Source organism: Pseudoalteromonas arctica, assembly GCF_012927645.1.
GTDB lineage: Bacteria > Pseudomonadota > Gammaproteobacteria > Enterobacterales > Alteromonadaceae > Pseudoalteromonas > Pseudoalteromonas arctica_A.
Window position 1 is genome coordinate 213,790 of record NZ_JABBMT010000001.1, and the last position, 25,429, is coordinate 239,218.

General features: G+C 41.3%; 24 protein-coding genes and 1 pseudogene. 13 read left to right on the plus strand and 12 right to left on the minus strand.

All coding sequences use genetic code 11. From position 1 onward, the window contains the following. Positions 1–285 precede the first annotated feature (285 nt). Positions 286–1,114 (plus strand): annotated as a pseudogene (locus HHO47_RS00980) (NRAMP family divalent metal transporter). A 94-nt stretch (positions 1,115–1,208) separates the two neighbouring features. Here the strand turns inward: HHO47_RS00980 and serS are convergent. The 6 genes from serS to lrp all read right to left on the minus strand — a co-directional run bounded on the left by serS (position 1,209) and on the right by lrp (position 8,009). After that, positions 1,209–2,507, minus strand: coding sequence for a serine--tRNA ligase (gene serS, locus HHO47_RS00985; protein WP_169018023.1), 1,299 nt, complete (start codon positions 2,505–2,507; stop codon positions 1,209–1,211). 8 nt (positions 2,508–2,515) lie between these two features. Next, positions 2,516–2,902: a fluoride efflux transporter CrcB gene (gene crcB, locus HHO47_RS00990; protein WP_169018025.1), complete on the minus strand. Its 387-nt coding sequence runs from the start codon at positions 2,900–2,902 to the stop codon at positions 2,516–2,518. Then, the gene (locus HHO47_RS00995) at positions 2,889–4,232 is read right to left on the minus strand and encodes an AAA family ATPase (protein ID WP_169018027.1); all 1,344 of its coding nucleotides are present in this window, start codon (positions 4,230–4,232) and stop codon (positions 2,889–2,891) included. Before HHO47_RS00995 ends, crcB begins: the two co-directional genes overlap by 14 nt. A gap of 5 nt (positions 4,233–4,237) precedes the next feature. Then, the gene (gene lolA / locus HHO47_RS01000) at positions 4,238–4,879 is read right to left on the minus strand and encodes an outer membrane lipoprotein chaperone LolA (RefSeq protein ID WP_169018029.1); all 642 of its coding nucleotides are present in this window, start codon (positions 4,877–4,879) and stop codon (positions 4,238–4,240) included. After that, positions 4,880–7,342, minus strand: coding sequence for a DNA translocase FtsK (locus HHO47_RS01005; RefSeq protein ID WP_169018031.1), 2,463 nt, complete (start codon positions 7,340–7,342; stop codon positions 4,880–4,882). 187 nt (positions 7,343–7,529) lie between these two features. After that, complete coding sequence (gene lrp / locus HHO47_RS01010; RefSeq protein WP_169018033.1) at positions 7,530–8,009, minus strand: leucine-responsive transcriptional regulator Lrp; 480 nt, start codon at positions 8,007–8,009, stop codon at positions 7,530–7,532. 140 nt (positions 8,010–8,149) lie between these two features. On the opposite strand from lrp, the gene ald reads away from it, so the two are divergent. Then, entirely contained in the window at positions 8,150–9,271 is a 1,122-nt protein-coding gene (gene ald / locus HHO47_RS01015; protein WP_169018035.1) for an alanine dehydrogenase, read from the plus strand. 71 nt (positions 9,272–9,342) lie between these two features. Here ald and HHO47_RS01020 read toward each other — a convergent pair whose 3' ends face one another. Next, on the minus strand, positions 9,343–10,140 hold the full coding sequence (locus HHO47_RS01020) for a M48 family metallopeptidase (protein WP_169018037.1): 798 nt from the start codon (positions 10,138–10,140) through the stop codon (positions 9,343–9,345). A gap of 190 nt (positions 10,141–10,330) precedes the next feature. Here HHO47_RS01020 and HHO47_RS01025 point away from each other — a divergent pair, with 190 nt between their 5' ends. Further along, positions 10,331–11,530 carry a Bcr/CflA family efflux MFS transporter gene (locus HHO47_RS01025; RefSeq protein ID WP_169018039.1) on the plus strand — a complete coding sequence of 400 codons (1,200 nt, stop codon included), beginning with the start codon at positions 10,331–10,333 and terminating at the stop codon, positions 11,528–11,530. A 27-nt stretch (positions 11,531–11,557) separates the two neighbouring features. On the opposite strand, the gene grpE is transcribed toward HHO47_RS01025, so the two are convergent. Together grpE and HHO47_RS01035 are read right to left on the minus strand one after the other, a co-directional pair. Beyond that, complete coding sequence (grpE, locus tag HHO47_RS01030) at positions 11,558–12,166, minus strand: nucleotide exchange factor GrpE (protein WP_169018041.1); 609 nt, start codon at positions 12,164–12,166, stop codon at positions 11,558–11,560. A gap of 58 nt (positions 12,167–12,224) precedes the next feature. Beyond that, entirely contained in the window at positions 12,225–13,190 is a 966-nt protein-coding gene (locus HHO47_RS01035; RefSeq protein ID WP_169018043.1) for an HrcA family transcriptional regulator, read from the minus strand. A 100-nt stretch (positions 13,191–13,290) separates the two neighbouring features. On the opposite strand from HHO47_RS01035, the gene nadK reads away from it, so the two are divergent. From nadK to tnpA, 6 genes are all read left to right on the plus strand, one after another. Continuing rightward, on the plus strand, positions 13,291–14,175 hold the full coding sequence (nadK, locus tag HHO47_RS01040; RefSeq protein ID WP_169018248.1) for an NAD(+) kinase: 885 nt from the start codon (positions 13,291–13,293) through the stop codon (positions 14,173–14,175). 78 nt (positions 14,176–14,253) lie between these two features. Further along, positions 14,254–14,793 carry a hypothetical protein gene (locus HHO47_RS01045; RefSeq protein WP_169018045.1) on the plus strand — a complete coding sequence of 180 codons (540 nt, stop codon included), beginning with the start codon at positions 14,254–14,256 and terminating at the stop codon, positions 14,791–14,793. A gap of 92 nt (positions 14,794–14,885) precedes the next feature. Next, positions 14,886–16,559: a DNA repair protein RecN gene (gene recN / locus HHO47_RS01050; protein ID WP_169018046.1), complete on the plus strand. Its 1,674-nt coding sequence runs from the start codon at positions 14,886–14,888 to the stop codon at positions 16,557–16,559. A gap of 109 nt (positions 16,560–16,668) precedes the next feature. Then, positions 16,669–17,094: a hypothetical protein gene (locus HHO47_RS01055; RefSeq protein WP_169018048.1), complete on the plus strand. Its 426-nt coding sequence runs from the start codon at positions 16,669–16,671 to the stop codon at positions 17,092–17,094. A 100-nt stretch (positions 17,095–17,194) separates the two neighbouring features. Beyond that, entirely contained in the window at positions 17,195–17,518 is a 324-nt protein-coding gene (locus tag HHO47_RS01060; protein ID WP_248290893.1) for a hypothetical protein, read from the plus strand. Between the two features lie 172 nt (positions 17,519–17,690). Beyond that, positions 17,691–17,990, plus strand: a complete 300-nt coding sequence (gene tnpA, locus HHO47_RS01065) for an IS66 family insertion sequence element accessory protein TnpA (protein ID WP_169018051.1) — start codon at positions 17,691–17,693, stop codon at positions 17,988–17,990. A gap of 65 nt (positions 17,991–18,055) precedes the next feature. Here tnpA and HHO47_RS01070 read toward each other — a convergent pair whose 3' ends face one another. Genes HHO47_RS01070 through rnm form a run of 3 tightly spaced genes read right to left on the minus strand, consistent with a single transcriptional unit; the run spans position 18,056 to position 20,375 of the window. Beyond that, positions 18,056–18,889 (minus strand): segregation and condensation protein A, encoded by an 834-nt coding sequence (locus HHO47_RS01070; RefSeq protein ID WP_169018053.1) that lies wholly within the window; start codon positions 18,887–18,889, stop codon positions 18,056–18,058. Between the two features lie 15 nt (positions 18,890–18,904). Continuing rightward, positions 18,905–19,525 (minus strand): L-threonylcarbamoyladenylate synthase, encoded by a 621-nt coding sequence (locus HHO47_RS01075; protein ID WP_145233655.1) that lies wholly within the window; start codon positions 19,523–19,525, stop codon positions 18,905–18,907. Then, positions 19,518–20,375, minus strand: a complete 858-nt coding sequence (rnm, locus tag HHO47_RS01080; RefSeq protein ID WP_169018055.1) for an RNase RNM — start codon at positions 20,373–20,375, stop codon at positions 19,518–19,520. Before rnm ends, HHO47_RS01075 begins: the two co-directional genes overlap by 8 nt. A gap of 421 nt (positions 20,376–20,796) precedes the next feature. On the opposite strand from rnm, the gene HHO47_RS01085 reads away from it, so the two are divergent. Genes HHO47_RS01085 through trpCF form a run of 4 tightly spaced genes read left to right on the plus strand, consistent with a single transcriptional unit; the run spans position 20,797 to position 25,423 of the window. Further along, complete coding sequence (locus tag HHO47_RS01085; RefSeq protein WP_169018057.1) at positions 20,797–22,365, plus strand: anthranilate synthase component 1; 1,569 nt, start codon at positions 20,797–20,799, stop codon at positions 22,363–22,365. Position 22,366: 1 nt separating this feature from the next. Next, positions 22,367–22,984 (plus strand): aminodeoxychorismate/anthranilate synthase component II, encoded by a 618-nt coding sequence (locus tag HHO47_RS01090; RefSeq protein WP_169018058.1) that lies wholly within the window; start codon positions 22,367–22,369, stop codon positions 22,982–22,984. Between the two features lie 53 nt (positions 22,985–23,037). After that, on the plus strand, positions 23,038–24,066 hold the full coding sequence (gene trpD / locus HHO47_RS01095) for an anthranilate phosphoribosyltransferase (protein WP_169018252.1): 1,029 nt from the start codon (positions 23,038–23,040) through the stop codon (positions 24,064–24,066). After that, positions 24,059–25,423, plus strand: a complete 1,365-nt coding sequence (gene trpCF, locus HHO47_RS01100; protein ID WP_169018060.1) for a bifunctional indole-3-glycerol-phosphate synthase TrpC/phosphoribosylanthranilate isomerase TrpF — start codon at positions 24,059–24,061, stop codon at positions 25,421–25,423. Before trpD ends, trpCF begins: the two co-directional genes overlap by 8 nt. Positions 25,424–25,429: the final 6 nt, after the last annotated feature.

A 25,429-nucleotide genomic window follows, 5' to 3' on the forward strand; every position in this document is an offset into this window, starting at 1 on the left:
TTGAGCCCATTGTTGAATTAGTTAAATTTAACAACCCATCCGCTATTATACAAATAGTCAAAAGTACGTTTTGCGTTATATCAATACTAAATATGATGAATACTCGTGACTAACATTTCTTAATTATCTACAAACAACCAATACCTTTACTACGTGATCAACAGAGCTTAATTGTTATAGTGCTTTTAACAGCATTAATTAACTTGTATGCTCTTACTGATAAATTAATATCAAACCAAGTGACTAAATACAGTTACAAACGTTACACAAACTCGAAGATTACTTATGCGATTAGGATCAGGCCTACTTGTGACTGCTGCCTTTATTGGCCAGGGAACTATAACCACCGCCAGCATAGCGGGTGCCAACTTTGGCTTTGCGCTGATCTGGACATTATTATTTTCAGTAATAGCGACCATATTATTACAATCAATGGCTGCCCGCCTCGGTGTAGTTACTGGCCAAGATCTTGCCCAAGCACTACGCACACATATACAGCATCCGTTATTTAAACCTATCGCCGCCTTTTTAGTGATCAGTGCCATTGGCGTTGGCAGTGCCGCTTATGAAGCTGGCAACCTCAGTGGCGCCACAATGGGGTTAATCGAAATATTCCCTCAAGTACAAACACAAGTTTGGACGCCATTAATCGCTATTTTCAGCGCCCTATTACTTTATAGCGGCAAACATGGCAATTCAGTTAGAGCCATTACTGGGCAATGCTGCACATTACTTTTTTGCAATTGGCTTATTTGCCGCAGGACTAACCAGCGCTATCACTGCGCCACTTGCTGGTGTATACGCCGTATGTGGCATGCTTGGCTGGTCAAATGATATGAACAATAGCCGTTTCAAACTAGTTGCCATCGTTGTTTTGACTTTTGGTGCTGCTGTGGCCTCACTTGGCTTAGATCCTGTTGCTGTGATCATCTTTGCCCAAGCCGCCAATGGCATATTACTGCCGATTGTGACCACTTACCTTGTATGGTTGGTCAATCAAAAATATGTAATGGGCGATTACACCAATTCAATGCTTGTCAACCTGCTGATCCTACCCGTGCTATTACTCATTTTCGGCCTAAGTAGCTATAAGCTGATTAGCTTGATTTTTTAGCTAGCCACTTTAAAAATAAAAAAGCCGCTGTTCATTACAAACAGCGGCTTCTCTTCTTAGAGCTTACAGTTTAAAACTTACAGCTCTCTAAAGCTTATTTAATTACTTCAAGGCCGTTCATATACGGGCGTAGCACTTCTGGCACGACCACTGAACCATCGGCTTGTTGATAGTTTTCCAGAATAGCGACTAGGGTACGACCAACGGCTAAACCTGAACCATTTAAGGTATGCAGTAACTCTGGCTTTTTCTCACCCGCGCGACGAAAACGTGCTTGCATACGACGCGCTTGGAAGTCAACCATGTTTGAACATGATGAGATTTCACGGTAAGTATCTTGCGCTGGTAACCATACTTCTAAATCGTAGGTTTTTGCTGAGCCAAAGCCCATGTCACCCATACATAAAATTACTTTACGGTATGGTAGCTCTAGCGCTTGTAAGATTTGCTCTGCGTGACCTGTTAGCTCTTCGAGTGCTTGCATTGAATCTTCTGGTTTTACAAGTTGTACAAGCTCTACTTTATCAAACTGGTGCTGACGGATAAGGCCTCGGGTATCACGGCCGTAACTGCCCGCTTCACTTCTAAAGCACGGCGTGTGCGCAGTTAAACGAATTGGTAAATCTTTTTCGTCATAGATTTCGTCACGGGCACTATTAGTAAGTGGTACTTCTGCTGTTGGAATTAAGCTAAAGCCTTCTTGCTCTTCACCGTCATCGTTTACTAGACCTTTGGTGTGGAATAAGTCTTCTGCAAACTTAGGTAATTGGCCTGTACCGTATAAACTGTCGCGGTTTACTAAATACGGCACGTACATTTCTGTATAACCGTTTTTATCTGTATGTGTGTCGAGCATAAATTGCACGAGTGCACGGTGCATGCGGGCCATTGCGCCGCGCATTACAGTAAAGCGTGAACCGGTAATTTTAACGCCCATTTCAAAATCAAGGCCGTTTAAATCTTGTCCTAAGTCAACATGATCTTTTACTGCAAAATCATACTTTTTAGGCTCGCCCCAGGTTGAAATCTCAACGTTGTCAGATTCGTCAGCGCCCGCTGGTACTGATCCATCAGGTAAATTTGGGATAGCTAAAGAAATTTGCTTAAGCTCTTCTAAAATAGCATCTTGCTCAGCTTTAACACTATCAAGTTGCGCGCCTAAGTTACTTACTGCATCTAACAATGGTTGTGCATCTTCGCCTTTAGCTTTAGCTTGGCCAATCGCTTTGGAGCTGCTGTTACGCTCACTTTGTAATTCTTGTGTTTTTACTTGTAGTGTTTTGCGTTTTTCTTCAAGTACGCTGACAGTCGCAGTATCTAGCTCGTAACCACGTGCTGCTAGGCGTGCAGCTGTTTGCTCGAGATCTTGACGTAATAATTTAGAATCTAACATGTTAGTTTTTAACCTTTTTGCATTACCAGCTGAAGGCCCAGCCAAGCCATAAAAATACACACCACCACATTTAAGGTGATATTGAGAGCCATTTTAAAAAAGTGACCTTGTTGTAATAACAACAACGAATCCATTGAAAATGTCGAGAAGGTGGTCAAAGCACCTAGAAAGCCAATCCCTATAAGGGTTTTAGCGGGGCTAACGGTGATAATTCCGCGCTCTATCAAGCCGTATAATACGCCCATCAACAATGAACCAAGAATATTAACCGTCAACGTACCAAAAGGGAATCCCCTACCAAGTAGTTTTAGCATGGTTTCACTAATAAAAAACCGTAAACAGGCACCAGAGGCTCCTCCTGCGGCAATCATGAGATATATTTTAAGGCTTGTCATAGCGTTTTTGGTCACTGTGATGATCGCACTCTTTTAAATAGTCGAGCTTTTGCTTTATTTTTTGTTCTAAGCCACGATCCGTTGGAAAGTAATATTGCTTATCGGCTATCGGCTCTGGAAAGTACTTTTCGCCCGCTGCAAAGGCGCCTTCTTCATTGTGCGCATAGCGATACTGCGCACCATAGCCTAAGTCTTTCATTAAGTTAGTTGGTGCATTACGTAAATGCTCTGGCACCGGGTAGCTTGGCTCGTTCTGCGCATCCGCTTTGGCTTGATTAAACGCCGCGTACACCGCATTACTTTTTGGTGCGCTCGCTAGGTAAATTGTAGCTTGTGCAATGGCACGCTCGCCTTCACTTGGTCCAACTCGCTGAAATATATCCCATGCATTGAGGGCGACTTCCATAGCACGCGGATCAGCATTACCGATGTCTTCTGTGGCAATGGCGAGTAACCGCCTTGCAACATACAGCGGATCACCGCCACCGGCTAAAATACGACAATACCAATACAAAGCACCATCTGGAGAGCTGCCTCGTACTGACTTATGAAAGGCTGAGATCAAATCGTAAAATTCATCGCCACCTTTGTCATACTTGGCTAAATGCGTTGGCAATACTTGGCTTAGTACGTGCTCATCAACTAAGTATTGGCCGTTTTGCTCTGTGGTTAAATCAATCGCCTGCTCAAGTAAATTAAGCACTTTACGAGCATCGCCATCACTGGCTTGGCACAATGCTTGTTTAGCATTTTGTGCAAGTACTACCGTTTTATTTTTCAGTTCATCATCGTTTGCAAGCGCTCGCTCAATAACAAGCTGTAAATCAGTGTCTTGCAGCGATTTTAGGACATATACTCGTGCTCGCGATAAAATTGCATTGTTTAGTGCAAATGAGGGATTCTCGGTGGTGGCACCGACAAATATAAAGGTGCCATCTTCAATATGCGGTAAAAAGGCATCTTGCTGGGATTTATTAAAACGATGTACTTCGTCTACAAACAATAAAGTACGTTGTCCACGCCCTTCAAGGTTATTACGCGCTTCACTCACCGCATCACGAATATCTTTAATACCTGCGGTTACCGCTGACATTTGAATCAGCGCTGCATCGGCGTGATTCGCTACAATTTGCGCAAGAGTGGTTTTACCCACGCCCGGCGGCCCCCATAAAATAAGACTATGACAGCGCCCTGCTAAAATAGCTTGGTAGAGTGGTTTATCTTGGCTTAATAAATGTTGCTGGCCAATATATTCATCTAAACTGGTTGGTCGCATGCGCGCCGCAAGTGGGCGCACATCGGGCCCAAAATTAAAGCCTAAATTACTCACCGGAATTAATCACCTTGGCTTTGGTCGTCTATTTCAACGCCTTCTGGAATACTAAACTCAAAGGTTGAAGTAGCAAGGCTTTGATTTACTTTAGTGTCACTAAAGGTAAACGTAGATGATTGCCCTGAACTGTCTTTAACCAATAATGATGCTAAACCTACTTTATCTGCTGCAAACACAATATCCAGCTGTTCAACTTGGCTTTCAACGCCTTTATTAGGTGTAACACTGAACCCAGTATCCGTGGCGTGTACTTGGTACTTTTGCCATTGCGCCGGATCTTTTGAGGTGAGTAATACAAACGGTGTTGAATCAATCAAACTGTGAGTATTCATAATCGTTACTTGCTCAGCAAAGCTGTCGAAGTAATAGGTTTTATCGCCATTTGATACAAATAACGTGTCATCAGGGCTCGCTTGTTGCCAACGGATCATCATTGGCTGTTGCAAGGCGATAGTACCTTCACCTTGCATAATTGATTGGCCTTGGTCATCATTAACCTGCTGCACAAACTGCGCGTGAAAACTCTTTAAACCGGCCAGTTTATCTTGTAATGCTTGGCTGTCATCTGTTGCACTCTCGCTTGCAAATACTGATGCTGATAAAAAACAGCTAATTGCTAAGGCTAAATATTTAATTTGTTTCATTTAATTTGCTCCACCATTGGGCACTAATACATCTCGGGCACCGTTATGACCTGGTGCGCTTACAATACCCGATGTTTCCATTTGTTCAACTAAACGTGCGGCACGGTTGTAACCAACACGTAATTTTCGCTGCACACTTGAAACTGATACTTTGCCTGTTTCAACAACAAATGACACGGCTTCATCATAAAGTGGATCTGATTCTTCATCCGCGTTTTCACTGGCTTCGCCCGGCAATAAAATATCCTCAGTGGCGTCACCATTTAAAATTTCATCTATGTAGTTTGGTTTTGCACGTGCTTTCCAGTCATTCACCACCGCATGTACCTCATGGTCATCAACAAACGCGCCATGTACACGCACCGGCACACTAGTACCTGGCGGTAAATACAACATATCCCCCATACCTAGCAGGTTTTCTGCGCCTTGTTGATCTAAGATGGTACGCGAGTCAATTTTACTTGATACCTGAAACGCCATTCGTGTTGGGATATTGGCTTTAATTAAACCAGTAATTACATCAACCGATGGGCGCTGTGTTGCTAGTATTAAATGAATACCTGCCGCTCGGGCTTTTTGTGCAATACGGGCAATTAGCTCTTCAACTTTTTTACCAACAATCATCATCATGTCAGCAAATTCGTCAATCACCACCACGATACTCGGTAACTTACCTAACTCGTCTGGTCCTTCTTTCATACCATCAGTATCTTTAAATAATGGATCGAGAATTGGATAACCCGCCTCTTTCGCATCCAATACCTTTTGGTTGTAACCTTTTAAGTTACGAACACCTAACGCCGACATTAACTTATAACGGCGTTCCATCTCACCTACACACCAACGCAACGCGTTGGCAGCTTCTTTCATATCGGTGACCACTTCACACAGTAAATGTGGGATCCCTTCGTAAACAGAAAGTTCCAACATTTTCGGATCAATCATGATCATACGTACATCATCAGGGCCTGATTTGTACAGTAAGCTTAATATCATCACATTAACGCCCACAGACTTACCAGAACCGGTAGTACCTGCCACCAGTAAATGTGGCATTTTACCCAAGTCTGCACAAATTGGTTCACCAGCAATGTCTTTACCAAGCACCATGGTTAATGGCGATGGATTTTGCTCAAATTTTGGTGCATCGATTACTTCTGATAACCGCACTATTTCACGGTGTTTGTTCGGCAATTCTATCCCTACATAGGTTTTACCTGGTATTACCTCAACCACTCGTACACTGACCGCTGATAGCGAGCGGGCTAAATCTTTAGCAAGACCAGTAATTTTAGAAACTTTAATACCCGGCGCTAAATCAAGCTCAAAACGGGTTACAACAGGTCCTGGGTATACCGCAACAACTGTAGCTTGAACGTTAAAGTCAAGGAGTTTAGCTTCAACTAATCTCGATACTGCTTCAAGCTCTTCTGGTGAAATTGGGTTTTTGGCTTTATCAGGTCTATCTAACAAATCAAGCGTAGGCAATGGCGTACTTGGCGGCTTTTCTTCGAGTAGCTGCTCAAACTTTTCTTTTGCGGTTAGTGGTGGCTGATAGGTACTCTTTGGTTTTGGCATTGGTCTTGCTGGCGAAACCACTGTAGTAACTGGTTTTTCAGGCTCAGTAACATGGCTTTGATCAAGCGCATTTAAGGCAGCCGCAGTGTCCATTGGTTCATCATCAATGGCGCTAAAATTAATTTCTTGATCCAGAATGTCATCTAAATCATCAAATGCAGGATGAGAGTCTTGATTAAGCTGCGCAGTATCCACTTTTGGTTCTGAAAAGCGAATAGCGGGTGTCTCTTTACGTGTTTGTTGTTCATCTATGGGGGCTTGTTCAATTGCAACTTCAGTATTTGCTATGCGTTCGCGTTGTAACCATGCTTTTAAGTGATAGGCAATAAAACGATAACCACGCATGATCAAATCGCCAATAAAATCGACACATTGCACCCAAGACACGCCCGTTAATAACGTTAATCCCGCAAAAAAGAAACATAATAATAAAATCGAGGTACCGGTAAAATTAAATGCAGGCATCATCGCTGAGGCTATCACATCACCGACTACCCCACCGGATGAAAAGTTATAAATATCATCAAAATTAATGCTACTAATAGCCGTTGCTGAGGTGATAAATAACGCAAAACCAATCACTCTAAGTGATAACGTTGTATAGTCGAGTTGAAATATTTTATGAGGTTGCTTAAATAATAAGTAGCCAAATATTTGCAGTGCTGCTGGCACAAAATAAGCCAACCAGCCAAATGTCAGCAATAAAATATCGGCAATCCACGCACCAGCAGCTCCAGTGATGTTTCTTACATGGTCATAACCTGTTTGCGACCAACTCGGATCTGCAGGATCAAAACTGACCAGCGCACACAATATAAATATTGCAGCAAAGGTGCTAATTATTAAGCCGGTTTCTAATAGTCTTTGTACACCGTTTAGGCGCATAACTCGCTATTCCTCATTTTTTCTTTGTACTTCTTTGTACTCATTCTTAGCAATGGAATACCTTAGCAGGAAATACTTTTTGTTGCACTTTATCTTAACCATGATGGCCTGATTATGAACAGGTTTTTATTAATCGCGCATGTATCATTAATACAACTTATGTAGTTACTAAAAAATGGCGCATAGTTCAGCTAATATATGGGCGAATAATCACCCCTTGCTCGCCTTTTACTTCCTCCATTACAACATAGGTACGGCTTTCACTCACGTTCGGTAGATTGAGTAGAATATCCCCTAATACACCACGATACTCAGACATATCATTTACGCGGGTTTTTAGTAAAAAGTCAAAATTACCCGATACTAAATGGCATTCGATAATTTCATCATGCTTTTTAACTGCGGCACTGAATTCATCAAACACATCAGGTGATGTTTTAGTGATTGTCACTTCGACGTACACAGATAAACCCTGACCAAGTTTAGCAGGGTCAACCACTGCTTTATAACCGACGATGTAACCTTCACGTTCGAGCTTTTTTACACGCTCTAAACAGGGCGTTGCACTGAGCCCCACACGTCGAGCTAATTCAACATTTGACACTCGGCCATCATGCTGTAGCTCTATTAAAATCTTACGGTCAATACGGTCTAATAACTCATGCATAATAACGACCAGTTGTTTGTACTGTTTAAACTGTATTTTTGGATTATATCACTAGAATACCAATTAAAAAAGGTGAGACACACTGTCATTACATGAATATAATAGTGAAAAATTTTATCCCGTTCTATTAAGGCAATATTATGATTATCGGTGTACCTAAAGAAATAAAAAACCATGAATACCGCGTTGGTATGGTTCCTGCGAGTGTTCGTGAATTAGTAAACCACGGCCACCAAGTTTTAGTTGAAACTGATGCAGGTATGGGCATTGGCTTCACTAACGAAGATTACACGCTGGCAGGTGCAGAAATTCTAGCAACTGCTGCTGAGGTTTTCGCCACAGCAGAGATGATTATAAAAGTAAAAGAGCCACAAGCCGTTGAACGTGCAATGCTACGTGAAGACCAAATTCTGTTCACTTATTTACACCTTGCACCAGATCTTCCACAAACTGAAGACCTAATCAAAAGCAAAGCAATTTGTATCGCGTATGAAACAGTCACTGATCCACGCGGTGGTTTACCACTACTTGCGCCGATGAGTGAAGTGGCTGGTCGTATGTCAATTCAAGCTGGTGCACAAGCGCTTGAAAAATCAAACCATGGCCGTGGCATGTTACTTGGTGGTGTACCCGGTGTTGAAGCTGCTAAAGTTGTTGTTATTGGCGGTGGTATGGTTGGTCGCAGCGCAGCACAAATGGCTGTAGGCCTTGGTGCTGATGTTGTGGTACTTGATCGTAACATCGACGTACTACGCGCACTTGACGCACAATTTGGTAATAAAGTTAAAGCGATTTACTCAACTGCTGATGCGCTTGAAAAACATGTACTTGAAGCTGACCTAGTAATTGGTGGCGTACTTATCCCTGGTGCAGCCGCACCTAAACTAGTGACTGCTGAACACATTAAAGCGATGAAGCCAGGCTCTGCGATTGTAGATGTTGCAATTGACCAAGGTGGTTGTATCGCAACGTCTAAAGCAACAACTCACGCTGATCCGACTTTCATCGTTGATGACGTAGTTCACTACTGTGTTGCTAACATGCCAGGTGCTGTACCACGTACATCTACTTTCGCACTTAACAATGCAACATTGCCGTTCATCATTAACCTTGCAAACAAAGGTTACAAAAAGGCACTACTTGATGACGCTAACTTCCTTAAAGGTCTTAACGTGATCAAAGGCCAAGTAACTTACAAAGAAGTTGCTGAAGCGTTCAACATGGAATATGTTGACCCACGCACTGCAGTTGAAAACGCATAACTAGCGTTTAGAATAATAAACAGCCTGTGCACATAAGTTCACAGGCTTTTTTATATCACTGAAAAAGTGTATTACAGCTTACATTGTGGATTTTTACCCGTTGCCCTCGCAGCTTGTTGCTTATTTAATGCTTGTGGCAATCTTGCTTGTAGCTCTTTAATACGGTTAGCAGGTGCTGGGTGAGTAGACATAAATTCGGGTGTATTACCACTACCTGCTTTACTCATATTCTGCCAAAGTGTTACAGATTCTTTTGGATTAAACCCGGCTTTTGCCATTAAATCTAACCCTACTTGGTCGGCCTCAGACTCATGAGAGCGACTAAATGGTAAAATAACACCGTACTGCGCACCTAAACCAAGGCCTTGCATAATTTCGTTACGATATTGTACATTACCCATTTCAAGTGCAGCACTGCCCGCTTGCATACCTGTTTGTAGTAAGGAACTTTGTGATACCCGTTCATTAGAATGCTCAGCAATTACATGCCCTACTTCGTGCCCGATAACGGTTGCTAGCTGATCTTGATTTTCAGCCACTTTTAACAATCCCGTATGCACACCAATATAGCCACCGGGTAATGCAAACGCGTTAGCTGAATCGTCTTCAAATACCACTACTTCCCACGCCTGAGTTGCGTACTGTTGCGGTAATACTGCAATCACATCGTCAGCAATACACTTTACATACGCATTTACTTGAGGATTATTATTGATTTTTTGATTCTTTTTCATATCAGCAAAGCTTTGCTGACCCATCTGACTCATTTGTTGATCAGAATAAAGCGCAATTTGCGTGCGCCCTGTTGGTGATGTTTTACAACCCGCTAATACCGCGGTGGTAAGCACAGCCAAAACTAATCTTTTCATTGTATTCCCTCATCTAACAATTTAATTGCGCTTAGAATAGCAAACCAATGTTCGATTGAACATATTGCACCTTTATTAAAAACAAAACCGTCCATTTTTTATTAAAGGTGATAGTTAGCATGCAAACTAAGTACCCAAGACTAATTGTCGCTGTTACAATAGCAGCCTCTTTTTGTTTAATGGGTTAGTCATGCAGGACTCGATTTCTTTAAATAAACGCATTCTATTACCTTTACTCGCCAGTATTGTTGCAATTACGCCACTGGCAATCGATATGTACCTTCCGGCAATGTTAATCATTGCTAACGACCTTAATACCACAATGCCTAATGTACAAATATCGTTAAGCATATATTTAGCTGGCTATGCGCTGGGAATGTTATTTTTTGGCCCAATCGCAGATCAAATTGGTCGTCGCGTGTTAACGAAGGTCGGTTTAGCATTGTTTGGTTTAAGCTCTATCGCGTTAGCCTTTTGTAATGACATTCATCTATTTTGGGCTTTGCGGGCAGTACAAGCATTTACAGGTGCTGCTGCAACCGTTGTGGTGCCAGGGATAATTCGTCATATTTATAAACAAGATACCGCTAAAGGAATGTCGTATGTATCAATGATCATGATGGTCGCGCCCTTAATCGCACCAACGGTTGGTTCAATGATCATCGGCTTATCTCACTGGCAAACAATCTTTTTAGTACTGGCCAGTTACAGCTTTGTTATTTTAGCCTTGGTACAAATATACTTAATCGATATCCCTATCTTTAAAAGCCCGATGAAAGGCTTTGCGCTATTTTTTGATAGCTATAAAACCGTATTTAAAAATAAAGATACCCGAGCAGATATAGCCAGCTCAATGTTTGCCTCATTCGGCTTTTTTTGCTTTTTAACCGCAGTGCCCTTTGTATACCTTGATTACTTTAAAGTATCAGAACAATTATTTGGTGTTTTATTTGCTTTCAATGTCATGGCACTAATGTTTGGTAATTTTTTAAATACCCGCCTAGTACCACGTATTGGCTCACGAAAAATGCTCTATTATGGTTTAGCGCTTGGCTTTCTTGCCGGCAGTGCATTATTAACATTTAGTATTTTACATCTATCGCTGTATTTTATTGTTGCCGCTATTGCTCCTCTGATGATGAGTTTAGGGATTACCGCTAGTAATGCTGATGCATTGGTGTTAATGCAGTTTGAAGAGCGCTCTGGCACCGCCACGGCGGTTATTGGGACATTGCGCTTTGGCAGCGGTGCATTAGTCGGCCCAATTTTAGCCTTAATGCACGCACAAAGTGCTGTGCCCTTTTCAAGCTTAATGTTCAGCGCATTAGTATTAACACTAATAGCCCAGCTTTGGCACCGAGCTAGAAACAAAAAAAATGCCCGTAGTTAACGGGCATTTTTTTACTAAGCGACTTATTTATTCAGCTGCTTTAGATACCATCACCATTGCAGGGCGTAATAAACGACCATTTAATGTATACCCTTTTTGCATCACTGCTAATACAGTGTTAGGTGTTACATCATTACTTGGTTGAATAGACATGGCTTGGTGAAATTCAGGATTAAACTGCTCACCTTGTGGGTTGACAATTTCAACACCAAATTTTGCAACCGCATCGTTGAAGCTCTTAACTGTCATATCAATCCCTTCAAGCAATGGCTTTAAGGTTTCGTCTTCTTTGTCTGAGAACTCAATAGCACGTTCTAAATTATCAATAACAGGTAATAATTCGTTAGCGAACTTTTCAAGTGCAAATTTATGCGCTTTTTCTACATCTTGTGCAGCACGGCGACGAATATTATCAACGTCTGCAGCGGCACGCACTACACTATCTTTTTGGTTTGCGATAGTTTGTTTCGCATCTTCAAGCTCAGCATAAAGCATAGCAATTTCAGCTTCAGGGCTAACTTCCTCGCCTTCGTGCGCGTCCGCAGCTTCTACAGCCGCTTCAACGTCTGTTTGCATTTGCTCTAGTTCTTCGTTTAATTCAACTTCTTGCTCTGGTGATTTTGTCTGCTCAGACATAATTTAAGTGCTCCAATACTTTTCAATTGCGGTAATTATGGGGATTGAATCAAAAGATTCAAGAGCCAGATGGCTCGATTAATTTAAATTCTTGAATGATTGCTTCAATTTGCGCCGATTTAGGACAAATTACACAAAAACGACTTTGATATTCTTGATTTTGAAAATACGGCACGCTGATCACCATCAACTCGTCACAATCAGTAAATGGCAATTGTGACGTATTTAAAACCGACACACCATTTTTAAAAGCTAACTTATCTTCTACAAAGTTCAAAAATGAGACACCAATGTTTAAGCTTTGTTCACAATCAATTTGCCGATATAAATAATTTTCGCCGACCACGATACTGTTGTCTGAGCCTAATTTATGGCTCAGCTCACGGGTCCATTGATTTAACGAATCATGACAATTTCGTGGTGCTGTATTTGCCATTGCTTGCATACGGTACAAGCCTTCCATTAAAGTTTGCTGACTGAATACAGTATTAAGCCAAGTAGCGAATTGATAACGTACGGTGTCAGACGCATCACCTGGCTTATGAATACAAATGTTATGGCTCTGCCCTGCTCTATCTAACAGTAAAATAAGCCAATCATTGCTGTCAAAATCTAACACTTCAACTCTAAAAACGTGCTGAGAACTTACTTGCGGCAGACCAACGCAACAACATACTTGATAACGCTGGCTTATACCATGCGCCATCTCGACTAATTGCGCTTGTGCAGGCTGCCAATATTGCGCAATTTCAGGCAAAGGAAAAAACTCAGTTAGCCAGTAATCAAACCCGGCATTAGTAGGGACCCGGCCAGCAGAAGTATGTGGTGAATACAGCAGACCTATTTTTTCTAGGCGCGACATCGCATTTCTAACTGTTGCAGAGCACACAGCCATACCTTTTTGTTTAGCTATACGGCTTGACGCAACAGGTTGACCTTCACCATTACAGTACAGGCTCATTACGGCGGAAAATATTTGCTGATCTCGAGGGTTTAAATTCATAGTATCTACATCTTGCTGCATACTGGGGATATCGGGGCACGGTGAGTTTATTTCAAGGTTATTTTCAAACTTGTCACTTTTGAGTTACTCTACTGATATTAATACTATTGATGCGTTTATCATGGAATCACCGTTTAAAACCATAGGTTTAATTGGCAAACCCAATCACAGTAATGCAGCTGCAACTCTACAGCGCTTATACACTTTTTTAAATGCGTTAGGATTTAACGTGTTACTAGAGCAGCGAACCGGTTATCAATTAACCAATGTCCCCAAAGAAAAGTTAGTCAAGCTGGTTGAGCTTGGCGAACGTGCCGATCTCGCTATTGTGGTCGGTGGTGATGGTAATATGCTTGGCGCAGCAAGAGTATTAGCCCGATTTGATGTTGCTGTTATAGGCGTAAACAGAGGCAATTTAGGTTTCCTAACAGATTTAAACCCAGAAGGCTTTGAAGCTAGTTTAGAACAAGTACTAAGCGGTCAATACCTTGAAGAAAAACGCTTTTTATTAGAAGTAGCAGTTTATCGCCATGGCGAATTAAAAAGTGCTAACTCAGCAGTGAATGAAGCTGTTTTACATGCCGATAAAGTCGCTCATATGATTGAATTTGAAGCCTTCATTAATAACGATTTTGTATTTTCGCAGCGCTCTGATGGTTTAATTGTCTCAACTCCTACCGGCTCTACCGCCTATTCACTCTCTGGTGGCGGGCCCATTTTGACCCCAGAACTAAATGCCATCTCATTAGTACCGATGTTTCCGCATACATTATCAAGCCGACCATTAGTGGTTGATGCCGATAACGAAGTACGCTTAAAGCTCAGCTTAGAGAATACCGACAGCTTACAAGTCAGCTGCGATAGTCATGTGGTGCTTGCAGTATTGCCTGGCGATGAAGTGATAATTAAAAAAGCAGATAAGCAACTGCGCTTGATCCACCCCAAAGATTACTCTTATTATCATGTACTTCGTACTAAACTCAACTGGGGTAGTCGTTTATATTAATTTTATTGCGCTCATTCAGACTTTAGAGCAAAATGAGCTGAATTCATTTATTACCTTTTCAAGGGAAATCAAACCACAATGACGTATGTTGTTTTCTTTGCTTTATTATTATTAATAACACTGCTTGGCAGTTATCTAATGATTGAAAATAATCGCCGAAAAGCGCTTGAAGCGCAAAAAAAGCTATTCAATAATCGCGTTAAAGAAGTAACTCAACAGTTAAAAATAAAATTAAATGAGTACTGCGACGCAAAAATAATTCGTCCTAAATACATCCCAAGAATACAAGTTATTGCCAGTAATTTCTTTGTCGTGCAACCTCATACTGACGAAAACTTATTGTATCTTGAACGCATAAACGAGTCATTGATCAGCACGATTAGCAGTGAGTTGGCGAAAACTTATGTCACAGGTGAACGAGATGCACTAGCTGAACGCTTAGATTTTTTTGTGGCTGAATTACCCATAGCCGGCGTTGCTTACAATAAAACGTTTTATCATGAACTTTTACCATCCATGATTAAAGTTTTACGCACTGATAGTTTATCTGCGAATCCAGAAGATTATGCCAAACCTCTTGATCCTGAAACTAATTTTGAGAAATCAACCAGTGAGTAAGTAATAAACTAGATAGCGACATTAAAAATTAATTTGCAAAAACCCAAAACACTGTATAAATTAACAGTTAATTGACTGGATGGATGAACAGTATGTTAATTGGGTTAGAGATTAAAAATTTTGCAATTGTAAGCAATTTAAGCACCGAGTGGCAAAGCGGTATGACAGCCATTACCGGTGAAACAGGTGCCGGTAAATCTATTGCTATCGATGCCTTATCTTTATGTTTGGGTGAACGTGCTGAAGCCTCAGCCGTTCGCCCAGACACTGAACGTGCTGAAATATGCGCCGCGTTTGATTTGACCTCACTGCCGTTAGCTAAACAATTTTTAGAGCAAAACTTACTCTCTAATGATGAGCAAGAATGCCTACTGCGACGTGTAGTATGTAAAAACGGGCGAAGCAAAAGTTACATTAATGGCAGCCCTGTCACCGCAGCACAACTTAAAGAGCTCGGTCAGCATTTAATTTCTATTCACGGGCAACATGCCCATCAGCATCTACTAAAAAGCGAACATCAATTACAGCTGCTTGACGCCTACGCAGGACACCATGCATTAGTGGATACTGTACGTACGCACTATCGTAATTATCATAATTTACAAAAAGAATTTACGATTCTTGAACAAGCGCAACTACAGCAAACTGCACAAAAACAACTACTTGAGTACCAAGTGGCTGAGCTAGATGAATTTGCTTTACAAGAAAGTGAATTTACGCAAATTGAAGCCGAACATTATAAGCTCAGCCATAGCCAAACCATCATCGACGCGTGCCAACGTGAATTGCAAAGCTTGTATGAAAATGAAGAACAAAATGCATGCTCACTACTGCAACACAGTGCACAGCAATTTGCTGAACTTGCTAGTTTTGACGAAAACTTATCGGGTGTTGCCGCATTACTTGAAGAAGCGGCTGTGCAAGTAGAAGAAGCCAGCCGTGAAATTCGCAACTATGGCGAGCAAACAGATCTTGATCCAGCCCGCCTAGATGAAGTAGAAGCACGCCTAGCTGGCATAATGGACCTTGCGCGTAAACACCATATTAAACCAGAAGACTTAGTTGATTTTCACCAAAATATAACGCAAGAGCTTGAGTCGATTAGTAATAACTCGGCCCGTTTAACACAACTTGAAGGTGAAATTAACCAAGCATTAGCAGCTTATCAGCAAGCTGCGCAAACCCTAAGTGAAAGCCGTCATGAGGCAGCGCAAACATTAAATACATTGATCAGTGCAAGCATGGCGCATTTATCAATGGAAAATGGTGTGTTTGAAATCGCCCTTACACCACAACCTGAAAAAGCACCAAACAGCCTAGGTTTTGATAATGTAGCGTTTTTAGTATCAACTAACCCCGGGCAGCCATTACAACCACTGTCTAAAGTCGCCTCTGGCGGTGAGCTGTCACGTATAAGTTTAGCGATACAAGTTATTATTGCGCAAAAAGTTACTACGCCAACGCTTATTTTTGATGAAGTGGATGTAGGTATTTCTGGACCAACCGCAGCAGCTGTAGGCAAGCTTTTACGTCAATTAGGCAAATCGACCCAAGTTATCTGCGTAACCCATTTACCGCAAGTTGCCAGCTCGGGGCATCAGCAGTTTTTTGTAGCCAAAGAAATTGCCAATGGTGAAACCTTTACACAAATGTTGCCACTCAGTAAACATGGCCGTATTGATGAAATTGCCCGTTTATTGGGTGGTGATAACATCAGTAAAACAGCCAAAGCTAACGCAAAAGAGTTAATTATGGCGCATGCTTAAATAAGCTAAAACAACACCTACGTTTAAACTATTTTTAAATACAACCATCCATTAAGCCTTACTTATATAAAGCAAGGCTTAATAACTAACAATAGAACACATATAAATCATGACGATAATAACATTGCCAATAAAATTAATTAGCCTACTTTTTTGTTTTACACTTTTAACGGGTTGTAATGATTACTTTATAAATACCACGCAACTGACGAATAGCACATGGCAACCACTTTTAGTCATTGCATTTATTAGCCTATTTTTGATCCCGTTAATTAGCTTAGCGCTGCTTATATTTAGTCAATGGAAGCACCTTCAGTTTAAAATAACTCTGCAACGTTATTTACATGGCTCACTTGCTTTAATGCTCGCCATAGCATGGTTTATCGAATTGAGCTTAGTACAATGCGCTGATAACCGTATAGATTTGATGTTAACGCTGTGCGCGCTAGCCACTCAAATGGTATTAGTCGTAGCTGCTTTTATACTTGTTAATAAACAACAAAAAATGCACCACCGCGCTAAAAACTTTCTGTAAAGCATTGTTTAACACAACAATTGAAAACATTTATTTTACATGATTGACACATTTAATTGAGCAGCATAAACTCAAGAAAAAAATAAAACCGATGGAGTGAATGATGGACGTAACACAATCAAAAGTGACTCAGCTAAAACGCTGTTTTGCAACGTTACAGCTCGGTGTTGCCAAAGCTGATGGACGCCTTACTCTCACTGACAACCTACTTCATTTTGAAGCGCTCAACAAACAATTAGACTTAGGTTGTTATGCCATCAAACTTAATAACATTTCCCATGTCGAAAAATGCGTAGGCAAAGCTGGCGGTTTAATCCCTATCACCACCGCTGGAATCAAAATAACCACCAAGGAAAATTATCATCTAGAGTTTATTTTAGCTGAGCCCGATGAGTGGCTTAATTGCTTACAAGCGAGTCACTGAAAAATTTAAAGGTTAAAGGTTAAAGGGACAAGTTGCTAGGTTGGAGATTCTAGGCGCTAGGCACCCCAACAAATAACTCGGCGTTTAATTCACCACCGTAGTTTGGGTTGAGAGCAACGAAACCCAACGAGGAATGATTAAGCTATTTCCGAATTTCAATGAGGAGATAGTCATGAGAAAAACACGCAGCCTTGAACAATGGCGTAACATTATCGAAGAACAACAAGCCAGTGATTTAACTATTACTGAGTTTTGCCAGCAACATGCTTTATCAAAAACAACGTTTTATGCGGCACGAAGTAAGCTTAATGAATCATCAGGCAGCTTTGTTCGCGCTAAAGTAACTCAACACGTTGACGTCACCGAACCGCAACAGCCAATAACCCTCTCGATTAACAAAGTAAAAGTCAGCTTACCACCCACAACGCCTGCATCTTATCTAGGCCAATTACTACGCGAGCTGCTTGCCTGATGAAAATGTTTGTTGAACCCACAGCTCATAGATGCCTGTCAGATCAAATATGAGCTACTACAATACTAATTATTATCCACTAGACCTACATATATTTGCGTAGCAGGATCTACTTGAAGGCAAGTTATTAAGTTTTCTTTAATGAGCTCTAGCATAGCAATAAAGCTAACCACTACACCACTGCGGCTTTCATCAAAAGTGAATAAGTCAGTGAAAGGAAGTTGTGTGCCGGCTGTCGATAACTTTTGTAAAATTAAACTCATTCGTTCGCGAGTTGATAAGGCTTCAGCGGTTATTTGATGATGTTCAAAAGTTTTAGCTCGCGCCATCACGTCACTAAGTGCAAATAATAAATCTTTTAGATCTACATCAGGGAGTAACTGCGCTTGTTCATTTTGCTCTGGCACCAAAGCCTGTGCAATATAAATATCGCGGCCAACTCGGGGCACTTCATCAAGGTTTTCCGCCGCTTTTTTAAATTGTTCGTATTCTTGCAAACGACGAATAAGTTCTGCGCGAGGATCTTCTTCCTCCTCAAGTTCTTCGTGTTTCGGTAATAACAAACGCGACTTTATTTGTGCTAGTAACGCCGCCATCACTAGATATTCACCCGCAAGCTCTAATTGAAACTCGGTCATCATTTCAACATAACGGACGTATTGTTCAGTAATGCTAAAAATCGACAATTCCAGAATATCTAACTTATGTTTTTTTATTAAATATAGTAATAAATCAAGTGGCCCTTCAAAGGTTTCTAAAATAACTTCTAGAGCATCTGGCGGAATATACAAATCTTCCGGGGTATTCATTACTTCTTTGCCATGCAAAAAAGCCAGCGGCAACTTTTGTTGCGCCGGCTCTCGTATTTGAGCTACATCATCAATATGTAGTTCGTTCATGGTTGATTCGCGTAGCTATTCAAATGGAGCTGTATCGCCACACCCTACACGCAGCACCTCAACAGTATCTTCTGACAGGTCGATTACTGTGGTTGCTTGCTCAGCTAAATAACCGCCATGAATAATTAAATCAACTTGATTACCAATACGATCACGTATCTCATCAGGATCAGATTCAGTAAACTGCTCACCGGGTAAAATTAATGAACACGACATCAATGGCTCACCTAACTCGGCTAACAATGCGCAGGTAATTGGATGTTCTATTACACGAATACCAATGGTTTTTTTCTTGTCGTTTAACAAACGTTTTGGTACTTCTTTAGTGCCTTTAAAGATAAACGTATAAGGCCCGGGTGTATTGTTTTTAATTAACCTAAACAATTGGTTATCTACTCGTGCATAAGTAGAAAGCTCAGATAGATCACGACATACTAAGGTAAAGTTATGGTGTTTTTCAATACCACGGATGCGCTCAATACGCTCTTTTGCTTGCTTGTTACCTAAATTACAGCCTATTGCATAGCCTGAATCAGTTGGGTATACCACCACACCACCTTGTTTGATAATATCGACAGCTTGATTAATTAAGCGTGGTTGTGGATTATCCGGATGGATATGAAAAAAATCACTCATGTGCGTCTCCTTCTTGCCCTTCCCAAGTTTGCCAAACGCCTTGGCAATCTTTTGGCAAATATAAGTTTTTTCCTAATTCTAGCCAACTAGTAGGAAAATGAAAATCAGATCCTTGCGAACACAGTAAATCGTACTCGCGGCTCAATGCGCCTAAAAACTGTCGCTCAGTCGGTGCTTGTTGTGGTTGGGCAACTTCCATTGCATCGCCACCGGCATCTTTAAATTGACTTAATAATTTGCGTAGCCATTTATTTGACATTTGATAACGTCCAGGATGAGCAATCACAGCAACCCCTCCCGCAGCATGAATGGCGGCAATGGCGGTTTGCATATCACACCAATCGCTTGGTACGTAACCCGTTTTAGCGCGGCCAAGGTATTTTTTAAACACCCCTGGAATTGTGGTAGCAACGCCACGAGCAATAAGTGCTCTTGCATAATGTGCACGGGTTATTTGTGCATCTGCGGCAAGCTCTTGCGCTTGTTGAAAAATACCAGCAAAGCCATTTTTTTCTAAACGACGACCAATTTCGATTGCTCTATCAGCACGTTTTTGCTGTTGGATCGTCAATAAGCTGGTCAGTGTTGACTCATTAATATCTACGTTTAATGCCACTATGTGGATCTCAAAACTTTCCCACTTAGTGGAAATTTCAACCCCTGAGATCAAGGTTAACGGTAGAGATTCGCTTTCTATATATGCTTGTGCGGGTTTAACCGCAGCGGTGGTGTCGTGATCAGTGATCGCAAACACATCTATATTTTTTTCGACTGCACGCAATAATAACTGCTCAACACTGAGTTGACCGTCAGAATGTGTGGTGTGACTGTGTAAATCGTATTTTATCAAAAGGAAACACTGCTCATATTAAATGTGCGAAAGTTGTTATTAAGTATAACAAAATTTTTTAAAAAATTGTTTTAAATAAATACTTGACACTAGCGCTGTTGATACGGTTTACTGTAGCCACTTGAGACACACAAAGAACAAAAACAATGATCAATTCAATCCAACACACTATCTGGTGGTGGCACTCGTAAATTAAGGGTGACGAATTGTCGTGTCTAACACATTCTAAACCCGCTTATTGCGGGTTTTTTTATATTTAAATTTTAAGGTAACAAACATGAATAACGTAGCAACTCTTACACATCATTGGTGGTGGCGCCTTGTATAGCGGGACGGTAATGGTCTATCTGAAACATAGGTATCGTTATTCAAACCCCGCATAGCTTAGCTTGCGGGGTTTATTTTTTTGAGGGAATGAGGTTTGATTTTTAGTCATATAACAACAACGCCAGGTGAAGTTACTAGCATCACCGAGGTGCGAGAATATATACATAGCCCATTGGCACTATATGGATTGCTTGATAAAGATAATTCATTACTTTTAGAGTCAGCTGAAATTGATTCTAAAGACAGTGTGAAAAGTTTAATTTTGGTCGATTGTGCACTAAAAATAATCTGCGCGGGTAAAACAGTTACGGTAACAGCGCAATCTAATAATGGTCAGCAATTATTGCCTTATTTACAAACTAAATTAGTAAATTGCCATACTCAACTAAACAAGCAAACTCTTAGCATCGAATATCAAGGTATCGATCATAATATTGATGAAGCCTCAAAACTGATTGCCGATAACGCATTTAGTGCTCTACGCTGCTGTATAAATAATATTAACAGCACCACTAACAATCCTTTTTCACTATTTTTAGGCGGTGTGTTTGCCTACGATATGGTAGCCAACTTTGAACAACTAAGTGATGTTCCTGATGGCGATAACAGCTGCCCTGATTATGTATTTTATTTAGCCGAAACCCTTGTCATTATTGATCATCAAGCTAAAACAACGGAGCTCATTGGTAATGTGTTTAACGGCCCTGATGTACATGCAAACTGTTTTGAAGTGGGTAAAAAGCTCGAACGTTTAAATACATTATGCGACCAAGCTGATAATTTTAGTGCTACACAAACATTGGACGCTAGTGATGTAACTGTTGATATTAGTGACGAAGTTTACTGCCAACAGGTCAAAAGTTTAAAAAAACACATTGTTGATGGTGACATTTTTCAAGTTGTGCCATCGCGCACTTTTTCACTGCCGTGTGCAAATCCACTACATGCTTACAGCCTACTAAAAAAACAAAATCCAAGCCCGTACATGTTTTATATGCGCGATAGCGAGTTTGCACTGTTTGGTGCCTCTCCTGAGTCAGCTTTAAAGTTTTGTGCTACATCACAACAAGTCGAAGTATATCCAATTGCAGGAACTCGTCCGCGAGGTAAATTTGCTAATGGCCAAATTAATCCGGATTTAGACAGTCGTATTGAACTTGAATTACGCAATGACCAAAAAGAACGCGCTGAACACTTAATGTTAGTTGATTTAGCCCGTAATGATGTAGCTCGAATTAGCGTACCCGGTACGCGCCATGCAAAAGAGCTATTAAAGGTCGATCGTTATTCGCAAGTAATGCATTTAGTGTCGCGCGTTGTTGGCACATTGAAACCACAGTTGGATGCCCTGCACGCTTACCAAGCCTGTATGAATATGGGCACTTTAGTTGGTGCGCCGAAAGTCAGTGCGGCAGAGTTGGTTAGGCAAACTGAAGGGAAGCGTCGTGGCAGTTACGGTGGTGCAGTAGGTTATTTAACCGGTGACGGCGCCATGGACAGTTGCATTGTGATTCGCTCGGCCTTTGTTAAAAATAATATCGCTTATGTACAAGCTGGTGCTGGAGTTGTGTTCGACTCAGATCCTCAATCAGAAGCCAATGAGACGCGTGCTAAAGCACAAGCAGTTATCACAGCGATTCAATCAACATACCAAGGACACTAAAATGAGTGGAATTACAAACAATTTAACGGATATAAAAATCTACTTTTTAGATAATTTTGATTCATTTAGTTATAACTTAGTCGATGAACTTTCTATACTAGGTACCGATTTAGTGGTATATCGTAACAACATAGATGCGCGGGTTATTTATGACAAAATGTGTGCGGAAACTAAATCGGTCATTTTGATACTTTCACCAGGTCCTGGCACCCCCACTGCAGCCGGCTGTTTAATGGCATTAATTGAACTATGCAAAGGCCGTTTCCCAATGCTAGGAATTTGCCTCGGCCAACAAGCACTGGCGCAAAGCTATGGCGGTATTATTGGCCATGCTGGCGAAACTGTACATGGAAAGTCATCAATCATTGAGCTTGGTGAGCACCCTGTATTTGCAGGTATGGGTGAACGTATGCCGGTGGCGCGTTACCACTCACTAATGGCCACAAAAGTCCCCGACAGTGTTGCAGTGATAGCCCACTATGAGTCAATACCGATGGCTATTTATCATCATGGTGATAAATCCCTTGGCTATCAATTTCATCCTGAGTCTATTTTGACGCCCAATGGCGCGACGCTACTTCAACAAAGTATGCAATTTTTAGCCAGTGCACAGCAGTAGAGGTTAGTATGTCAGTAAACCAACAATCAGCTAGTCAGGCGAGCATAAGCTCAATGATTGATGTGTTATTAACGCAAACATCACTAAGCTTTAGTCAAAGCCAACAATTATTTGATGCCATTATGCAAGGCAAAGTAAATGATATCGAACTGGCAGCCATCTTAGTGGCACTGAAAATAAAAGGTGAAGTAAGCGACGAAATAGCAGGAGCTGCCGCATCGATGCGTGCTAATGCGATACCTTTTATTACTCACTTAACAAGCCTTGCCGATAGTTGTGGCACTGGCGGCGATGGCTCAAACACTATTAATATTAGCACCACCGCCGCCATCGTTGCTGCAGCTTGCGGTATAAACATGGTCAAACACGGTAATCGCAGTGTTTCGAGTAACTCAGGCTCCGCTGATTTACTCGAAGCATTAGGTATCAATATAGACATGAACCCAGCACACGCGGCGCAGTGTTTAGAGCAAACCGGCTTTACATTCTTGTTTGCTCCGCATTATCACAGTGGCGTACGCCATGCTATGGGTGTGCGAACGACCTTAAAAACCCGTACTATTTTTAATATTTTAGGGCCATTAGTAAATCCAGCAGCTCCGGATGTGCAATTACTAGGGGTATATGATGAAAGTTTGTGCCTGCCAATGGCACAAACCTTAAAAACGTTAGGCACACCACGTGCAATGGTTGTGCATGGCTCAGGCACCGATGAAATTGCCTTACATGGTACAACCACCGTCGCAGAGCTTAATAATGGAAAAATCAGCCAGTACACACTGACCCCTGCTGATTTTGATCTTGTAAGCTTTTCACTTGAACAACTTGCCGGTGAAGGGCCAGAATATAACGCCAAGGCTAGCATGGCTATTTTAGCTGGTAACGGCACCGACGCGCACAATGCGGCCATTATTGTTAACGTTGCTGCGTTGCTTTATTTAACCAATAAAGCCGACGATTTTAAAAGTGCCGCCAAACAAGTTAAAGAGGTTTTACAAAGCGGCCGTGCATTGAATACCTTAAATACCATTATCATAAGCAGTAACAAAGAACACACAAACTCTGAGGTAAGTAATGACTAATATATTAGACAAAATAGTCGCAGATAAAAAAATAGAACTCATTGAGCGCAAATCAAAGCGCCCTCTTGAGAGCTTTAAGCATCTAGCAATCCCTACAAATCGTGATTTTTATAAAGCCCTTGCTGCGCCTGGCACGCAGTTTATTTTGGAATGCAAAAAGGCGTCACCGTCAAAAGGTCTTATTCGTGAACCGTTTGATTTAGCCGAGATCACCCATGTTTATAAAAACTACGCTAGCTGTATCAGTGTGTTAACCGATGAAAAATATTTTCAGGGCAGTTTTGATTATCTCGAATTTGTCCGCAGTCAAGTAGAGCAACCATTGATCTGTAAAGACTTCTTTATTGATGAATACCAAATTTATATGGCTCGTATTTATGGCGGCGATGCCATTTTATTAATGTTGTCAGTACTTGATGATGAACAGTATCAGCAACTAGCTGCAATCGCGCACAGCTTAAACATGGCCATTTTAACCGAAGTAAGTAATGAGCAAGAAGTTCATCGTGCTCTGGCCCTTGATGCACAAATCATCGGCATTAATAACCGTAATTTACGTGATTTAAGCACCAACTTAGCTACCACAGAACAGCTACGCAAGCTTATTCCTGATAACAAAGTGATTATTTCAGAATCAGGTATTTACACTCATCAAGATGTAAAACGCTTAGCCCCATTGTGCAATGGCTTTTTAATTGGTAGTTCGCTGATGGCTGAACGTGATTTAGAGCGCGCATGTCGAAGCGTCATTTTAGGTGAAAACAAAGTCTGTGGTTTAACTCGCAGTGAAGATGCCATTAATGCTTATAAAAGTGGTGCCATTTATGGGGGGCTAATTTTTGCACCTAAATCCCCTCGTTTTGTTGATTTAGATTATGCAAAACAAGTTATGCTAAGTGCCCCGCTTGCCTATGTAGGCGTATTTGTAAATGCAACAATCGCAGACGTTGTCAATCATGCGCAGAGCTTAAAGCTTGCCGCAGTGCAATTGCATGGTCAAGAAGACGCAGTCTATATAAACGAACTGCGTCCTTTGCTACCTAGTAATTGCCAGATTTGGAAGGCGCAAGCTGTGAAAGGTAGCTTACCAGCATCTGTCAATGGTGTTGATCGCCACTTATACGATACTCACAGCGGTACCCAAGCTGGCGGTACCGGTAAGACCTTTGATTGGGCAATTCTCAAAGAAGCGAAGCAACCATTTATGCTCGCCGGAGGCTTAAACGCAGAAAATATTCAAAGTGCATTATATCAAGGTGCGCATGGGCTCGACCTAAATTCAGGGGTTGAGCAAAGCGCTGGTAAAAAATGCCCAAACAAATTAAATGATGCATTTATCAGCATCCGTAAATATTGAGGTTAA

Coding starts and splice junctions, on each gene's coding strand:
- serS (WP_169018023.1), bottom strand. CDS start 2,507: ATGTTAGATTCTAAATTATTACGTCAAGATCTCGAGCAAACAGCTGCA.
- crcB (WP_169018025.1), bottom strand. CDS start 2,902: ATGACAAGCCTTAAAATATATCTCATGATTGCCGCAGGAGGAGCCTCT.
- lolA (WP_169018029.1), bottom strand. CDS start 4,879: ATGAAACAAATTAAATATTTAGCCTTAGCAATTAGCTGTTTTTTATCA.
- HHO47_RS01005 (WP_169018031.1), bottom strand. CDS start 7,342: ATGCGCCTAAACGGTGTACAAAGACTATTAGAAACCGGCTTAATAATT.
- lrp (WP_169018033.1), bottom strand. CDS start 8,009: ATGCATGAGTTATTAGACCGTATTGACCGTAAGATTTTAATAGAGCTA.
- ald (WP_169018035.1), top strand. CDS start 8,150: ATGATTATCGGTGTACCTAAAGAAATAAAAAACCATGAATACCGCGTT.
- HHO47_RS01020 (WP_169018037.1), bottom strand. CDS start 10,140: ATGAAAAGATTAGTTTTGGCTGTGCTTACCACCGCGGTATTAGCGGGT.
- HHO47_RS01025 (WP_169018039.1), top strand. CDS start 10,331: ATGCAGGACTCGATTTCTTTAAATAAACGCATTCTATTACCTTTACTC.
- grpE (WP_169018041.1), bottom strand. CDS start 12,166: ATGTCTGAGCAGACAAAATCACCAGAGCAAGAAGTTGAATTAAACGAA.
- HHO47_RS01035 (WP_169018043.1), bottom strand. CDS start 13,190: ATGCAGCAAGATGTAGATACTATGAATTTAAACCCTCGAGATCAGCAA.
- nadK (WP_169018248.1), top strand. CDS start 13,291: ATGGAATCACCGTTTAAAACCATAGGTTTAATTGGCAAACCCAATCAC.
- HHO47_RS01045 (WP_169018045.1), top strand. CDS start 14,254: ATGACGTATGTTGTTTTCTTTGCTTTATTATTATTAATAACACTGCTT.
- recN (WP_169018046.1), top strand. CDS start 14,886: ATGTTAATTGGGTTAGAGATTAAAAATTTTGCAATTGTAAGCAATTTA.
- HHO47_RS01055 (WP_169018048.1), top strand. CDS start 16,669: ATGACGATAATAACATTGCCAATAAAATTAATTAGCCTACTTTTTTGT.
- HHO47_RS01060 (WP_248290893.1), top strand. CDS start 17,195: ATGATGGACGTAACACAATCAAAAGTGACTCAGCTAAAACGCTGTTTT.
- tnpA (WP_169018051.1), top strand. CDS start 17,691: ATGAGAAAAACACGCAGCCTTGAACAATGGCGTAACATTATCGAAGAA.
- HHO47_RS01070 (WP_169018053.1), bottom strand. CDS start 18,889: ATGAACGAACTACATATTGATGATGTAGCTCAAATACGAGAGCCGGCG.
- HHO47_RS01075 (WP_145233655.1), bottom strand. CDS start 19,525: ATGAGTGATTTTTTTCATATCCATCCGGATAATCCACAACCACGCTTA.
- HHO47_RS01090 (WP_169018058.1), top strand. CDS start 22,367: ATGAGTGGAATTACAAACAATTTAACGGATATAAAAATCTACTTTTTA.
- trpD (WP_169018252.1), top strand. CDS start 23,038: ATGATTGATGTGTTATTAACGCAAACATCACTAAGCTTTAGTCAAAGC.
- trpCF (WP_169018060.1), top strand. CDS start 24,059: ATGACTAATATATTAGACAAAATAGTCGCAGATAAAAAAATAGAACTC.